General features: G+C 69.9%; 11 protein-coding genes. 8 read left to right on the top strand and 3 right to left on the bottom strand.

Annotation, left to right across the window (positions count from 1 at the left end):
* The first annotated feature begins 19 nt into the window (after nucleotides 1–19).
* The 6 genes from AB0I53_RS28245 to AB0I53_RS28220 are packed head-to-tail and all read left to right on the top strand — an operon-like array spanning nucleotide 20 to nucleotide 10,838.
* Complete coding sequence (locus AB0I53_RS28245) at nucleotides 20–2,086, top strand: TOMM precursor leader peptide-binding protein (protein WP_358609220.1); 2,067 nt, start codon at nucleotides 20–22, stop codon at nucleotides 2,084–2,086.
* The gene (locus AB0I53_RS28240; RefSeq protein WP_358609217.1) at nucleotides 2,086–4,080 is read left to right on the top strand and encodes a TOMM precursor leader peptide-binding protein; all 1,995 of its coding nucleotides are present in this window, start codon (nucleotides 2,086–2,088) and stop codon (nucleotides 4,078–4,080) included. The genes AB0I53_RS28245 and AB0I53_RS28240 overlap by 1 nt, the downstream gene beginning before the upstream one ends.
* A 19-nt stretch (nucleotides 4,081–4,099) precedes the next feature.
* Entirely contained in the window at nucleotides 4,100–5,671 is a 1,572-nt protein-coding gene (locus AB0I53_RS28235; RefSeq protein WP_358609214.1) for a SagB family peptide dehydrogenase, read from the top strand.
* Nucleotides 5,672–5,687: 16 nt separating this feature from the next.
* A complete protein-coding gene (locus AB0I53_RS28230) occupies nucleotides 5,688–8,312 on the top strand; it encodes a lantibiotic dehydratase (RefSeq protein WP_358609212.1) in 2,625 nt (874 codons plus the stop codon).
* Nucleotides 8,305–9,291: a thiopeptide-type bacteriocin biosynthesis protein gene (locus AB0I53_RS28225; protein WP_358609209.1), complete on the top strand. Its 987-nt coding sequence runs from the start codon at nucleotides 8,305–8,307 to the stop codon at nucleotides 9,289–9,291. Before AB0I53_RS28230 ends, AB0I53_RS28225 begins: the two co-directional genes overlap by 8 nt.
* Nucleotides 9,288–10,838 carry a SagB family peptide dehydrogenase gene (locus AB0I53_RS28220; protein WP_358609206.1) on the top strand — a complete coding sequence of 517 codons (1,551 nt, stop codon included), beginning with the start codon at nucleotides 9,288–9,290 and terminating at the stop codon, nucleotides 10,836–10,838. Before AB0I53_RS28225 ends, AB0I53_RS28220 begins: the two co-directional genes overlap by 4 nt.
* Before the next feature lie 273 nt (nucleotides 10,839–11,111).
* Here the strand turns inward: AB0I53_RS28220 and AB0I53_RS28215 are convergent, their stop codons facing one another.
* The gene (locus AB0I53_RS28215) at nucleotides 11,112–12,392 is read right to left on the bottom strand and encodes an FAD-dependent monooxygenase (protein ID WP_358609203.1); all 1,281 of its coding nucleotides are present in this window, start codon (nucleotides 12,390–12,392) and stop codon (nucleotides 11,112–11,114) included.
* Nucleotides 12,393–12,675: 283 nt separating this feature from the next.
* On the opposite strand from AB0I53_RS28215, the gene AB0I53_RS28210 reads away from it, so the two are divergent.
* Nucleotides 12,676–13,338, top strand: a complete 663-nt coding sequence (locus AB0I53_RS28210; protein ID WP_358609200.1) for a class I SAM-dependent methyltransferase — start codon at nucleotides 12,676–12,678, stop codon at nucleotides 13,336–13,338.
* 127 nt (nucleotides 13,339–13,465) lie between these two features.
* Here the strand turns inward: AB0I53_RS28210 and AB0I53_RS28205 are convergent, their stop codons facing one another.
* Nucleotides 13,466–13,645, bottom strand: a complete 180-nt coding sequence (locus AB0I53_RS28205; RefSeq protein WP_358609197.1) for a hypothetical protein — start codon at nucleotides 13,643–13,645, stop codon at nucleotides 13,466–13,468.
* 58 nt (nucleotides 13,646–13,703) lie between these two features.
* Between AB0I53_RS28205 and AB0I53_RS28200 the strand changes: the two genes are divergently transcribed.
* Nucleotides 13,704–14,591: an AfsR/SARP family transcriptional regulator gene (locus AB0I53_RS28200; RefSeq protein WP_358609194.1), complete on the top strand. Its 888-nt coding sequence runs from the start codon at nucleotides 13,704–13,706 to the stop codon at nucleotides 14,589–14,591.
* A gap of 326 nt (nucleotides 14,592–14,917) precedes the next feature.
* Here the strand turns inward: AB0I53_RS28200 and AB0I53_RS28195 are convergent, their stop codons facing one another.
* Nucleotides 14,918–15,106: a DUF397 domain-containing protein gene (locus AB0I53_RS28195; protein ID WP_358609191.1), complete on the bottom strand. Its 189-nt coding sequence runs from the start codon at nucleotides 15,104–15,106 to the stop codon at nucleotides 14,918–14,920.
* Nucleotides 15,107–15,127: the final 21 nt, after the last annotated feature.

Below are 15,127 nucleotides of genomic sequence, written 5' to 3'. Positions count from 1 at the left end.
CCGTTTTCTGCTGCCCTGGATGGACCAAGTGAAGCCGAAGCTCAAGAACGACACGCTGTACCTCCCCTCCGCGGAGGGGATCTACTTCGTGAGCAACCACGGAACGTTGACGCTGGACGGCAAGCACATCTACCAGTGGGTGGACAAGCTCGCCCCGTTCCTCACCGGCGCGCACACGCTCGACGAGATCACCGCGAGCCTGTCCGAGGACCGCAAGCGCATGGTGGCCGAACTGATCAACGGGCTGGTCCAGAAGGGGTTCATCAAGGACGTCGGCGACGACCGTCCACACGGGCTCGACGACGGCGTGCTCGCCGCGTACGAGTCCGAGATCGCGTTCATCGACTACTACCAGGACTCGGCCGCGCACCGCTTCCAGCGGTTCCGGGAGAGCAGGGTGCTGCTGGTCGGAGCCGGGCAGACCGCGCTCGCGCTCGCGCAGGCGTGCCTGCACGCCGGCCTGCGCGAGGTGCACGTCACGATCACCGACGAGGCCGCCACCGACCGGTCGCGCCTCGACACCTACCTCGAACACGCCCGCGAGCGCGACTCGACGCAGTCGATCGTCGAACACCGCGCCGCCGTCGACGACTCGGTCGAGGAGTGCAAGGCCGCGCTGGGATCGTTCGACGCCGTCATCCACGTTTCGGACAAGCCGATGCTCGACCGCGCCCGGCGGCTGAACCAGGCCTGCGTCGAGCTCGGCACGCTGTTCGTGCAGGCCATTGTGGACGGTGATGCGGCATGGGTCGGGCCGCTGGTGGCGCCGGGCGACGGCGCGTGCTGGGAATGCGCGCGGCTGCGGGTGCTGGGCCGGCGCGAATCCGGCGACGCCGAGTTCGCCGACCGCCCCGACACGACGCCCAGCGAGTTCCTGGCCGGGCCGACCGCCGCGATCGTGGCCAACCAGCTGGCGTTCGAGGTGTTCAAGCACCGCACCGAGGCCGGGCCGGTGGAGACGGCCGACGCGCTGGTGCGGCTGGACCTGGAGACCCTGCAGAGCTCGAACCACCAGGTCACCCGGCATCCGCTGTGCACCTCGCACGAGGCTCCGGCACCGCGCGGCGAATCGGATTTCGTGGCCGCCGTGCGCGAACTCGCCGCCGGGCCGGAGATCACCGGAGAAACGTTCTCGGCCGCCGCGGCCGCCTGCTTCGAGCCGTCGACCGGCCTGCTGGCCAGCCTGGATGAAGGCGACTTCGGGCAGCTGCCGCTGAAGGTGTCGCGCGCCGAATACGCGAACGTGCTGCTGCTTCCGGACTTCGAGCGGCACCGCGCGGCGGCGGTCGAGGTGGCCACCGACTTCACCGAAGCCCGCGAGCGCGCGACGCGCCGGGCCTGCGAGCTCTACGCGGCCAGTGCGGTCGACCGGCGCCGGTTGAGCGGTTCGGACGAGCCGCGCACCTGGGGCCTGGACCTGACCACCGGCGCGGCCCGTTCGCTGCCCGCCGCCGATGTTTTTCCCGCGCTGCGCGGGATTCTGCCGAGCGAGGCGGACCTGCCCGGTCTCGCCTCCGGCTTCACCTGGGCCGAGGCGGTCGGCCGCGGCCTGCTGGCGCTGGCCAACCGGATCACCGTCGCGGAGGTCGCCGAGGCCGCGCGCCCGGCTGTCGATCCCGCTGCCGCGCCTCGCACCGACCGCGCGGAGCGCTACTGGAGGATGCTCGACATCGTCGGCGTCGAGGTCGCGATCCACGACATCACCGGCTCGCTCGGGGTGCCGACCTTCGCGGCCTGCGTTGGTTCGGAAACCGTCGGCTGCGTTTCGGGATTCGACATCGGGCAGGCGCTCGAAGAGGTGCTGGAGCAGGCGCTGCGGCACCACCAGGCGCAGGCCGGCAAGTGGCCCCGCTACGCGGCCGGGCCGACCGGTCACCTGCCCGAACTGCCGGCGGAGCTGCGCGGCCCGCAGGCGGCTGTCGCCGCGGCTGCGCGGCCGGACGGCTGGCCCGAGGTTCAGGAACTCCTGCTGAGCCGTCTGGGCGCCGCCGGGCACCGGCCCGTCGCGGTGCCGCTGGACCACGACCCGGTGCTGAACCGGGTGCTGCCCTACATCGTCAACGTCGTGCTCGGAGAAGAGAACTAGTGGCCGAAGACGTGCACAAGGCAACCGGCGCGACCATCCGGGTCGGCATCGCGGGCGAGGGCGCGCTCCACGCGGCGACGCGGCGTGAGGTGTCCCGGCGGTACGCGGTGGTGGACGCCGCGAACGAATCCGAAGTGGACATCGTGCTGCTCGTCGAGGACGGCTGGGACCGGCAGCGGCACCGGCGGTGGAGCGACTGGTCGCGATCCAACGGCATTCCGCTGCTGCCCGCGTACGTCACGCCCGGCGCGGCGCTCATCGGCCCGTTCCTGTCCACTCTGGACGAAGGCTGCCTGGAGTGCGTGGAGCAGCGCCGCCTGCGCGCCCGCAACGACGGCACCGACTACGCCAAGGTTCTGGAGGCGCAGCCCGAGCGGATGGCGTCGATCGGCGGGCAATGGCTGACCGGGTTCGCCGTGGACCTGCTCAGCGCGCTGATCGCGCGCGAGGTCGACCGCTTCGCCGCCGACCCGGCGACGCCGAGCACCCGCGGCAGGCTCATCCGCCTCTCCCTGGACGACCTGCGCACCAGCACGCACTCCTGGCTGCCCGATCCGCTGTGCGACCGGTGCGGCCAGCTGCCGCCGGACACCCGGGAAGGCGCCGAGATCGAGCTGCAGCACCGGCCGAAGGCCTCCGTCGACGGCTACCGGGTCCGCTCCCTGGCGGGAGAGCAGGACCGGCTGCGAGAGGTTTACGTCGACTCCGAAGCCGGGTTGCTGCGCGCCGTCTACAAGGAAGGGCGCAGCGTCTTCCCGAGTTCGAGCGCGCCGATGGGATTGCGGGCCACCACCCGCACCGAGGTCGGCTACGGGCACCAGCTGGACTTCTCCGCCAGCCAGCTGACCGCCATCGCCGAAGGCATCGAGCGCTACGGCGGCATCGAGCCGGGCGGCAAGCGGACGGCGGTGCGCGCGAGCTACCGCGAGCTGGGGCCGGACGCGCTGGATCCCACCACGCTGGGCCTGCACACCGACGAGCTCTACAGCCGGCCGGGCTTCCCCTATCCGCGCTACCACCACGACCTGACCTTCAACTGGGTGTGGGGCTACTCCTTCGCCCGGCAGCGGCCGATCCTGGTGCCGGAGAACTACGCCTACTACGGCACCGTCTACCGCAACACCCGGGACCACCCGTTCGTCTACGAGATCTCCAACGGGTGCGCCCTCGGCGGCTGCCTGGAGGAGGCGATCCTGCACGGCATCATGGAGGTCGCCGAGCGGGACGCGTTCCTGATGACCTGGTACGCGCAGCTGCCGGTGCCGAGGATCGATCCGCGATCCGCGCCGAACCCCGAGGTGCCGCTGATCATCGAGCACATCGAGAACTTCTCCGGCTACTCGATCGAGGTCTTCAACATCACCATGGAGCAGGGCGTGCCGTGCTTCTGGGTGCTGGCGGTGGACCGCCGGGGCATGCCCGACATGCCCAAGGTGCTGTGCGCCTCCGGGTCGAACCTGAACCCGGAGAAGGCGCTGATCAGCGCGCTGATGGAGCTGGGCCCGCTGGTGAGCAGGCCGCCGGAGTTCCACCGGCAGAACCGGCCGCGGGTGGAGGAGATGCTGGCCGATCCCTACGCGGTGATGTCGATGGAGGACCACGCCGCGCTCAACGGCGCGCCGGAGGTCTTCGACCGGTTCGACTTCCTGCTGAACGGTTCGCCGGTCCGGCAGACCTTCGCCGAGGCGTTCAAGGACTACTACCAGAAGCCGAAGAACGCCGACCTGAGCGCCGACCTGTCGGAGACGCTGCAGCAGTACGTGCGCACCGGGCTGGACGTCGTGGTGGTCGACCAGACCACGCCGGAGCACCGGGCCGGCGACTTCGCTTGCGTCAAGGTGATCATCCCCGGCTGCCTGCCGATGACCTTCGGGCACATGCGGCGCCGCGACCGGGGTTTCGAGCGCCTGCACCGGATTCCGCACGAGCTCGGCTACCGGGACCGGCCGCTGACCGACGCCGACATCAACCCGCATCCGCATCCCTTCCCGTGACGCGGGCGCTGGAGGTTCAATGGGCAACTGGGACCTGGACATCGGCGAGCACTACCTGCGCCGCACGGTGCACGAGGCCGAGGAACTCTTCGCGCAGGTGCTCGCCGAGGAGCCGATCGGCGCCGATCCGCTGCCGTTCAAGATCTACCGCGACGTGCCGCGGCATCGGCTGCCAGGCGGGCTGCCGCTGGAGATCGGCGACGCGCGCAGTGCCTTCGCCGACTTCTCCGCGCCCGAGTCGGTCCGGCGCGAGCCGGAGCAGCTGTTGTCGGCGTTGCTGTACTACGGCTACGGATTCTCCCGCTGGGACGAAGGCCCGGGAGCGGTCTGGCCGTACCACCGGATGGTGCCGTCGGCCCGGTGCTACTTCCCGACCGAGCTGTACCTGTGGATACCCCGCACCGGCGACGTTCCGGCGGGGATCTACCACTACGACAACCTGCACCACTGCCTGGCGCTGATCCGGGAAGGCGACTTCCGCGCCGAGCTCGGCCAGTTGCTGGGCACGGACGTCGACGACGTGCACAGCGTGCTGCTGCTGTCATCGCTGTTCTGGAAGAACGCATTCAAGTACCGCGGCTACTCCTACCGGCTGTGCGCCCAGGAAGCGGGCATGGTGGCCGGGAACCTGCTGATGGTCGCCGGCGCGTTGGGCCTGCGCGGCGAGGTCGGCTTCCAGTTCGCCGACCGCCGCGCCGGGCGGCTGCTCGGCCTGGTGGAATCCGAGGAGCACCTGTTCGCCGCGGTGCCGCTGCGCCAGGACGGTTCGGCCGCCGATCCGGCGCCGGAAGTCCCGGTCCCGCCGGTTTCGCACCGCTACGTCCGGCCGGAAGGGGAGGCGCACCCGCACGACGCGCTGTTCACCTCGATCGCCGAGAACTCGCTGCTGGACGACGCGCGGGAAGGCGCCCGCCAGCTTCCGGTGTCGGCCCCCGGCTGCCGCTACGACAGCAACGAGACACCGACGCTGCCGATGCCTTCGGCGCGGCGCGAACCGATCGGCCTCGGCGCGACGTTGCGGGCGCGCAACTCCGGCAACGTGCTGTTCAACCCGATCGCCAAGACGCTGCCGCTGGCCGATCTCTGGGAGATCGTGCGGTACGCGACCGATCCCTATCGCAGCGATCTGCGGGACGGGGTGGCCGAGCCGGGTGTGAGCCTGCACGTCGTCGCGCTGGACGTGGCCGGGCTGGCGAAGGGCGTCTACCGGTTCTGCCGGGAGCACGCGGGCCTGCACCTGGTCGCCGAAGGCGACTTCTCCCGGCCGTTGCAGGGCACCCTGCCGGTGCCGAACCTGAACCTGTGCGCGTCCAACGCCGTCCTTTACCTGGCCGCGGACCACGCCGAGGCCGGCCGCACCTTCGGCAACCGCGCCTACCGGTTGATCAACCTCGAAGCCGGGATCGTCGCCCAGCGGCTCTGCGTGCTCAGCGCCGCCCACGGGCTGGCCGCGCGCGTCCACAATGGATACGACGCTGCTGGTGTCGAGTCGATCCTGCGGCTGGATGAGGCGAAGCTGACGCCGTTCTTCCAGATCGCGATCGCGCACAACCGGCCGGGAGTCCAGCATGGGCTTCCGGTCGTCTTCTGAGGTGGGACGGGAGCCGATGACATACCGCGTCGAACCGACCTTCGCGGTGCGCGTCGCCGGAATGCCGCTGGCCTTCCTCCGGCGCCTGCGCACCGAACGCACCGCCGGACTAGTCGAGCAGATCCTCGATGCGGAGCAATGGCTTTCAGAGCACGGCGACGCGCTTTCCGATGCGCTGCACGACGTTGTCGGCCGCACCACCGACACCGGCCTGCGGCGTCGTCTCATCAACCTGCGCCGCGACGTGTACCAGGGCAGGCGGCCTCGCTCCGGCGTCGACGACGAACTGCTCGCCCAGCTGCCAGCGGAGCTGGCCGACGCGCTCGACGACTGGCAACGCCGCGTCCACGAGCGCGGCGCACTGGTCGCCGCCGCCGAAGCGGAGCTGCCCGTGGAAGTGGAGCGGCAGCGGCACGCCCTGCACGAGCTGGCCGCCGACCCGGCCTTCCAGCGGGGCCTGGTGCTGGCCAGCCGGGATCTTTACCTCAGCCTCGGCAAGGCGTCGCCGGACCAGCCGGATCGCAAACTGGAGCGCAAGCTCGCCAAGTACCTCTCGCGCACCGCGGCCAAGACCAGCCCGTACAGCACGTTCACCGGCTTCGCGGAGGGCCGGTGGGTCGACGACGGCCCGCAGCTGCACTACGCGGGCGGATCGCGCCGCAGCGTCGTCGAGCTCAACGCCTTCACCCAGCAGCAGATCCCGCGGGCCCTGGCGGGCTGGCCGGAGATCCGGCCGCGCCTGCCGGTGGCGGTGAACACAAGCGTGATCGAGGACGGCGAGGTGCTCCGGTTCCTTGGGCGCAAGAACGGCGAAGCCGTGCTGGAACTCGCGAACACGCCGACGCTGCAACGCTTCCTGCGGGAGATCCGGCACGGTGCCGACCGGACCTACGGCGGCGTGGTGCGCGCGGTGGCCGGGCTGGACCGGGAGGACCGCAGCGCGCAGATCGCGCGGTTTCTGGACCAGCTCATCGACATCGGCCTGGTCGAGATCGGTTTCGGGATACCGGACAACGAGGTCGACCACCTCGGCCGGCTCGCCGCCGAGCTGGCGGGCTTCCCCGGCGACCGGGTCGCCGACGTCCGGGCCACGCTGCTGGCGCTGCGGAACGATCTGGAGACCTACGGGCGGTTCGACGCTCCCGCGAACCGGTTCGAGCAGTCCACCGTGGTCACCGACCGGCTCCGGCAGGTCTACGCCCGGCTCGGCTGGGACGACTCGGGCGCGGAGTTCCCGAAGCAGGCGTTCTACGAGGACGTGCTGATCACCGGCGGCGCGGTGACCGGCCGGCTGGAGTCCTGGCGCGGCCTGTTCGACCAGCTCGAACTCGTGCGCCGGATGGCCGGGCTCTACGACCGGTTCCTGCCCGGCCGCATCGCCGCCGAGGCGTTCTTCGCCGACCACTACGGCGCCGGCGCGCAGGTCGTGTTCCTGGACTTCTACCGAGACTTCGGCAAGGAGACGGCCAACCCGGCGAGCACCGGCCGCCGGGTCAGCGGAGCCGACCTGACGACCTGCTACGAGCGGGCGTTCCCGGTCCCGCAGATCGGGCTGGAGCGGCTGGATCGGCTGGCCGCCCTGCAGCAGCGGTTGGTCGCCGCGGTTGCCGAAGCACCCGTCGACGATGCCGGAGTCCGGAACCTCTCGGCGCGGGCCATCGGCGAATTCCTCGGCGGCGTACCGGAATTCGTCCAGCCGATCGAATCGGTGGCCTGCTACCTGCAGCCGATCGCCGGAGACCGGCCGCGCGCGGTGCTGAACGAGCTGATGACCGGATTCGGCCGCAGCCAGGCGCGCCTGCTGCGGCTCGGGCAGCGCACCGGCGGCGGCACCTTCACGCCACCCGAGGCGGCCACCACGCCCCGGCGGTACGCCGAGATCACCGGAACCGTCGGATCGAACCTCAACCTCAAGCACCCGCTGACCCACTACGAGATCAGCTACCCGGCGAGCACCAGCGACCGGCCACCGGACCGGCGGCTGGTGCTCAGCGACCTCCTGGTCGCGCACGACCCCGGCACCGGGACGCTGCGGCTGGTCTCGAAGGGCCACGGCGTGGAGATCATGCCCGTGCACCTGGGCGTGATGGTCGAGTTCCTGCTGCCGCCGGCCTACCGGTTCCTCATCCAGATGTTCGGCCAGGCCGTGCCGCGCTTCGAGTTCATCAAGCAGCTGTCCACCGCCGCCTCCACGGGCGAGCTCGACGGTGTTCGCCGGTATCCGCGCCTGGCGCTGGGCGATCTGGTGCTCAACCGCGCGGCGTGGGTGGTGCCCAGCGGGCTGCTGCCCAGGCGCGCCGCCGGTGGCTCGGCGCTGGAGCACCTGATCGCGATGAACAGCTGGCGGCGTCGCCACCAGATCCCGCAGCAGTGCTTCGTCCGCGCCGTCGCCGGGCACGGCAACGCCTCGCAGCGGTCCCGTGTGGACGGTCTGTTCGACAAGACGCGCAAGCCGGTGTACCTGGACTTCGGCAGCGAACTGTTCGGCCACGTCTTCGAGGAGGTCGCCGCGAGCACGGACCAGCTGCTGGTCTTCGAGGAGATGCTGCCGGGACCGCAGGAGCTGATCCCGGGCGAGGAGGACGGCGCTCGCGCCACCGAGCTGGTGGTCGAGCTGACGCAGGCAGGACGCGATGGCTGAACCGCAGTGGACCAGCGTGCACATCCACTACCACGATCCGCTCGACGCGATCGTCACCGGCGCGGTGCGACCGCTGGTGGCGGAACTGGGCGGCGGACTCGACGGGCACTTCTTCGTGCGGCACTGGCAGGCGGGCCCGCACCTGCGGCTGCGGCTGAAACCGCGGTCGCCCGGCGACGCGGACAAGGTCCTCGAAATGCTCGACCGGCGGGTGGGGGAGTTCCTCCGCGCCCACCCGTCCCGCGCCGTCGTCACCGAGCAGGACTACCGCGGGGTGGCCGATCCGCTGGTGGGGATCGAGCGGGGCCAGCACGAGGCCGAACCGCTGCAACCGAACAACACCTTGCGCCACGTGCCCTACGAACCGGAATACGCGCGCTACGGCGGCACTCCCGAGGCCATGGGCGTCGTCGAACGGCACTTCGCCGAGTCCAGCGAGCTGGTGGCCGACCTGCTGGCGCAGGGCCCGACCGGCGACCAGCGCACCGGGCAGGCACTGGCGATGATGCTGGTCTGCGCGATGACGGCGGCCGGTGGCGCCGACGGGCTGGCCGGCTACCTCGGCACCGGTCACCGCGACTGGGGACGGCGGCTGGTGTTCGGCGATCCCGACGCTGCCGAAACCCACTTCGAGGCGAAGTACCAGCGGCAGCGGTCCCGGTTGGTCGGCGTCGTCGAAGGGCTGATCCGGTCGGTCGAATCCGGCGCCACCGAGCGGGCCGGAACCGCGGTGGCGCGGTGGGCGAACGCGACCACGGCGCTGCGCGACGAGCTGCGGCGCCTCCGGGAGAGCGGCCGGTTCGTCGTGCAGGAGGTGCTGATGCCTCCGGAACGGCACCGGGACGCCGAACTCGCCAGCGTGCTGCTGTTCTGCTCGCACATGCACAACAACCGTTTGGGCATCTCGCTTCCGGAGGAGTCCTACCTGATGTACCTGCTGTGGCGGGCGGTTTCCGAGATCACCGGGAGTGCGAGTTGAACACCGAGGAGTCGGCCGCGAGCGCCCGCAAGTACCTGGCACTGGCCGAGGGCATGCCGATTCCCGAGGAGATCGACTGGGGCGACTCGCCGACCCAGTTCAAGGTGTACCGGGACAAGCCGCGGATTCCGCTGGGCTACCGGCCGACGCAGGCCGCCGGGGCATCGCCCACCGACCGGCTCGGACAACTGCTGCTGGACTGCTACGGGGTGACCCGCTACCGGTGGACGACGGCCGACGCCCTGCGGCGGCTGATCGGCACCCGCGGCGCGGAGCCCGGCGGCGGCGCGAAGCTGGCCAGGAACGCGTTGCGGCCGGTGCCATCCGGCGGTTCGCGGTTCCCCGCCGAGCTGTACGTGGTTTCCGGCCCGGGCAGCGGCATTCCGCCGGGCGTCTACCACTACGACGCCGCGCACCACGCGCTGGTGACGTTGCGGGACGGCGACTGGACGCCCGAACTGGCCGCCGGCCTGGGCGGCGAGCGGTCGGAGTTGACGCTGTTGACGACCGCTTTCTTCTGGAAGAACGCGTTCAAGTACGGCGACGTGACGTACCGGCTGTGCGGCCTGGACATCGGTGTCCTCATCGGACAGATCCTCGCCGTGGCGGCGCGCGACCAGCCCGAGGCGCAGGTGCGCTACCAGTTCGCCGACGACACCCTGGACGGCCTGCTGCGGCTCGATCCGATGCGGGAAAGCGTCTACGCCGCAATCGCTCTCGGCCGCGTCGAGCGGATCTCGGGCGGTTCGCGACCCACCGGAGGCGCGGAGCTCCCGCGGACCGGCTCGGGTTCGGTGGCGGAGCGGGACTGGTCGATCGCGACCTTGCCGCTGCAGGCCCAGGTGCACCAGGCGTCCAGGCGTGCCGCGGAGCGGCCGAAGGCGGGCGCCAAACCGGAGTTGAGCACCTCGGGCGTGCCCGGCGGTGCAACGGTGGAACTGCCCGGCCGACGGGTCGACCCGCTCGACGGGCTGCGGGTCCGGCGTTCCTCGATGGGCTACTTCACCCCGGCCGACCTGGGCCAGGACGCATTGGCGGCGCTGCTTTCAGCGGCGACCGAGGGCTACCGGAACGATCTCGACGGGCCTTCGCCCGCGGTGCGCCACACCGCGCTCTTCTGCGCGGTGAACAGGGTTTCCGGACTGGAGCCCGGCGTCTACCGCTACCGGCCGGAACGGGCCGGACTCGAACTCGTACGCGCCGCACCCGGAATCGGCGGCGAACTCCAGGACGCGTTGCTGATCAAGCTGTTCAACCTGGCCCACGCGAACCTGTGCATCTACCCGGTGGGCGAATACGAAACCGGCTTCCGCGCACACGGCGACCGGTGGTACCGGATGCAGAACATGGAAGCCGGAATCCTGACGCAGCGGCTCTACCTGGCCGCGGCGGCGCTCGGGCTGCGCTGCCACGCCAGCCTCGGCTACCACGTGCCGAAGACCAATCGCCTGCTAGGGATCGACGGAACGGGCCTCACCAGTCTGCTCCAGGTGATGATCGGCTCCGGCCGAGCACCAGGAGATTTCTACGAGGCAGGCTGGCACTAGCACCTCGCCCGCTACTCGTCGGGAGCGGCCAGGGTTCCGGCAAAGTCAGTGAGCGCAATTTCTCGCGAAATTGACCGTCACCCGGGTGAACGTCAATTTCGCGAGAAATTGGCACTACCTGTGCAAACGGAGCGAACTGATCACGGAGTGCAACGAGCGCCGTCACCCGGCGTGGGTGCAATTTCTCGCGAAATTGCACCCATGCCGGGTGACAGTGGACTTTGCCGGGGCCTTGCGGGAGCGGCGGGTGTACCGCCGCTCCCGGGAGGGAGGTCACCTCGCGGTGCCCGACCGGGCGGGTTCCCGTCCCGGCTGCCGCTTCCGCTGCATCATGCCGTTCATGGCGCGGAAGAAGACCCTCGACAGCGACACCGCGACCTTGTTGCTCTGCAAGCCCTGCTTCTGGTACTGCAGCGCCTTCCGCACCGCAGCGAAGCCGTATTCGAGCATCCCGGCCTCGAAGGCCCGGATCGCCTCGGTGGTCGCCGCCTTGCCGTCGCGCACCGAAACGAGTTGGCGGCACAGCAGATCCGCGTCGCGCAACGCGGTGTTGCCGCCCATGCCGCCGACCGGGGACATGCTGTGCACCGCGTCGCCGAGCAGTGTGACGTTGGTGGTCTCCCACGGCTTGACCGGCACCGATGTCTTGTAGGGCACCAGCAACGCGCTCTCCGGGTCGGATTCCGCGATCAGCCTGCGCAGTTGCGGATGCCAGTCGCCGACGAGCCGTTCGATCAGGCCTTTCAGCTCGGGGCCGTCGAGGGCCTCGATGTTGGCCGGGCAAGCGCTGCGGCGGATCACGAAGGCGCTGCCGACGTACGCGTCGTCGCCGCGCGTCTCGGGAAGGCCGTCCATCGCGGCGGTGCGGTCGAAGACCGAGATGGACAGGAAGAACGGCGCCGGCGCCATGATCATGCTTCGCCCGGTGGACAGCGGCGGCTGCAGCCAGGCGCGAACCTCCTCGGTGAGCGGCAGTTTCAGCCCGATGCCGTAGGCATCGGTGTCCACCCGCTCCACGTGCGGCAGGTATTGCTTGCGCACCGGGGAGTTCACCCCGTCCGCGCCGACCAGGACGTCGCTGGTCGCGGTCGTGCCGTCGGCGAAGTGCGCGGTGATCTCGCCGTCCGGGCTGCGTTCGTAGCGCTCGAACTTCTTGTCGTAGTGCAGGACGTTGTCGAGGTCGGTGAGCAGCACCTCGCGCAGGGTCACCCGGTCGATCGCGTGGGAGCGTTCGGTCGGCCCGGAACCGGCGGCGCCGCGGGTGTCCTGGTCCATCATCATCAGTTCCTGCAGATCCTCGGTGAGGAACCGGAAACTGCCCAGGTCCACCGTGCTGCGCACGAACGTCTCCCAGGTTTCCGGCGGCAGGCAGGCGTGCAGCGCCTTCGCCCCGTGCGGGTCGATGTGGATCCGGTAGCCCTCCAGGCGATCCGTCCGGGTGCGATCCCGTTCGTAGACCGCGACATCCACCCCGGCCTTGCGCAATCCCTGTGCCAGGCAGAGGCCGCCGATGCCGCCGCCGATGACGAGAACCCTTAACGATGTTTCCGGCATTTCCTGCTGGCCTCCTGGTTTCCCGGATTTCCCCGGATTGCGTCGAGCGGACGCGGGCGGAGTCGCCGCCGCCACCCGTTTGGTTGCCGACCGGATGCCCCGGCCGGTAAGCTGCGATTGCGCGTGACCGGCTCGGTTCGCGCAATCGGCCGACAGCGATCGCGGTGCAACGTTTTCGACCGGGTATCACGGGTTTTCGGCGGTCCGGTGCGCTTCGCTCCCCAGCTCGATCACGTTCCCCCGCTGACTGTTTCACATTACCTTCGGGCGGTCCAGAATGCAGATGCAAGAGATAACTACCAAAGCCGGATACGACCGATGGGCGAACACGTACGAACGAACGCCGAATCCGGTGGTGTCGCTGGACGCCCGGCACAGCATCGGGCTGCTGGCGCCGAAGCCGGGGGAGCGGATTCTCGACGCGGGCTGCGGAACCGGGCGCAACCTGGGCGCCATGCTGACCGCCGGCGCATCACCGCAGGGCCTCGACTTCTCGGCCGGGATGCTGGCGGTTGCCCGGCGCGCCCATCCGGAAGTCCCGCTGTTCGAGGCCGATCTGCAGGAGGCGCTGCCGTTCGCGGCCGCCGAGTTCGACGCGGTGTTGTGCGCCCTGCTGGGCGAGCACCTGGAGGAACCGGCGCGGGCGGTCGCCGAATTCCACCGGGTGCTCCGGCCGGGTGGGCGGCTGGTGTTCTCCGTCTTCCACCCCGAGATGGCGGCGACCGGGATGTCGGCGCAGTTCGAGGACGCCGGCGAGGTGTACAAAATGGTTGCCCACCCGTACACAGTGGACGACTACGAGGGATGGATCGCGGGCGCCGGTTTCGCCGAGGTGCAGCGGCACGAGTTCGCCGTCGACGAGCGGCTGGCCGAAGAGGTTCCTTGGGCATCTTGGCTGGTGGGGCGGCCGATGCTGCTGGTGCTGACGGCCACCAAGCCGGCCTGAGCGCGCGGCGGCGAGATTTTCCGGCGACGCCAGGGTGAATTGCCGGGTATGGTGATCGGTAACGCAAGTTTTCCTGGGGATGAGCGGGAGGGCTTTGGGCATGGGAGTTTTGACCTGCTGGGGGATTTCACCGGGTGCGCCCGGTGGCGGTGATGTCCGCCGCCTTGAGCCGAAGGTTTTCAGAAGCCCCTGACGCGAACGGCATCGGCGAATCGGCGTGGCCGCGAGATGGCGGCCGCGGTGCCCGGCGATTTCCGTCCAGGTGACGCATTTCGTCGCGGCTTCGCCCGGTCTTCTTCGGCACCACGGCTGGATTCTGCCCGGACGGAGGACTGGGGACCTCGGGACGGCCGCACACCGCGGGCGTGAGCGGTGCTGCGATCACCCGTCCCGGCTTCGAGAACTTCGTCCAACTCTTAGGCGGATGGTTGCTGGGCATGCCGTTACTGGAGATCAACGTGCTCGGGCCGGTTTCGGTCCGGCTGCAGAACTGTTCGATCGTGCCGACTGCCGGAAAGCCGCGGCAGGTGCTCGCCCTGCTGGCCCTGCGGTGCGGGCGTGCGGTTTCCGCGTCGACCCTGATGTCGGAGATCTGGGGCGATGCGGTGCCCCGCAGCGGCTCGACCACGCTGCAGACGTACGTGTTGCAGTTGCGGCGGCGGATCGAGGGCTCGCTGCCGACCGGCTGCAAGCGAACGGCGAAGGACCTGCTCGCCCGCAGCTACAACGGCTACCAGCTCGCGGCGACACCGCGTTCGTTCGACCTCGCCGAGTTCGACCGGCTGGCCGCGAGCGGCAGCGCCGCACTGGAGAATTGCGATGCGGAGAGCGCTTCGAAATACCTGGGCCAGGCGCTGGACCTGTGGCGTGGGCCGGTGCTGGTGGACGTGCCGATGGGCCGGGTCCTAGCGGCGGCCGCGGCCGCCATCGAAGATGCCCGCGCCCGCGTGCTGGAACAGCGGATCGTCGCCGACCTCCACCTGGGCAGGCATGCGGCGCTGATCCCGGAGCTGCGCAAGCTGGTGGCGGCGCACCCGGCCGACGAGAACACCAGCGCACTGCTGATGATCGCCCTTCAGCGGTCGGGCTCGGTGCCCCGGGCGTTGCAGGCGTTCGAGGACCTGCGCCGGGTACTGGCCGACGAACCGTCGGCCTGCCTGCAGCAGCTCCGGCAGGAATTGCTTGAGAATCCAGCGCAAATCAAGGTGTCGACATACTTCCCCGTCGAACGCGGACTCCCACAGACGGTCTGAAGTGATCTGAGTGCTCGTGAGTGATTCTTCCGGTTCTTACCGGAACAACCACTCACGAGCGCTGGAGGCGCCTTTCAGGCTGCTTCCGGGTTCATGACGAGGTGGCCGCTGTCGACTGCCGCACGCAGGCCTTGGGCCTGGCCCATCAGCGCCTCGCGCCTGCGGCGAAGCCTTCCATCCCCGTGGTCAACGCAGCTCCCCTCCACGTTCGTGATCACTACTGGTCACATTGTGGTGTGATCACGAACGCAGAGAGTACAAGAGCCAGGTTCCGGTCCGGACGACATTAGTGAAACGCCTTCCATGAACCGCCCGGACGGCCCAATTCACCAGCGGCGATCCCGTAACCCTGAGACGAATGCCGCCCACTGCCGCCGGGGGAACACCAGCATGGCGCCATCCCGGTCCTTGGTGTCCCGAACTGCGACGATGCCGGGGCCGCCGCCTACCTCAACGCACATCCCACCCTGCCCGTTGCTGCGACTGGAGGTACGCCAGCGTGCGATGGCATCCATTGGTCACCTCACCGAATCGAC

It is taken from the genome of Saccharopolyspora sp. NPDC050389 (assembly GCF_040655595.1).
In the GTDB taxonomy this organism is placed as follows: domain Bacteria; phylum Actinomycetota; class Actinomycetes; order Mycobacteriales; family Pseudonocardiaceae; genus Saccharopolyspora.
This window is presented reverse-complemented; position numbering and strand designations above follow the sequence as displayed.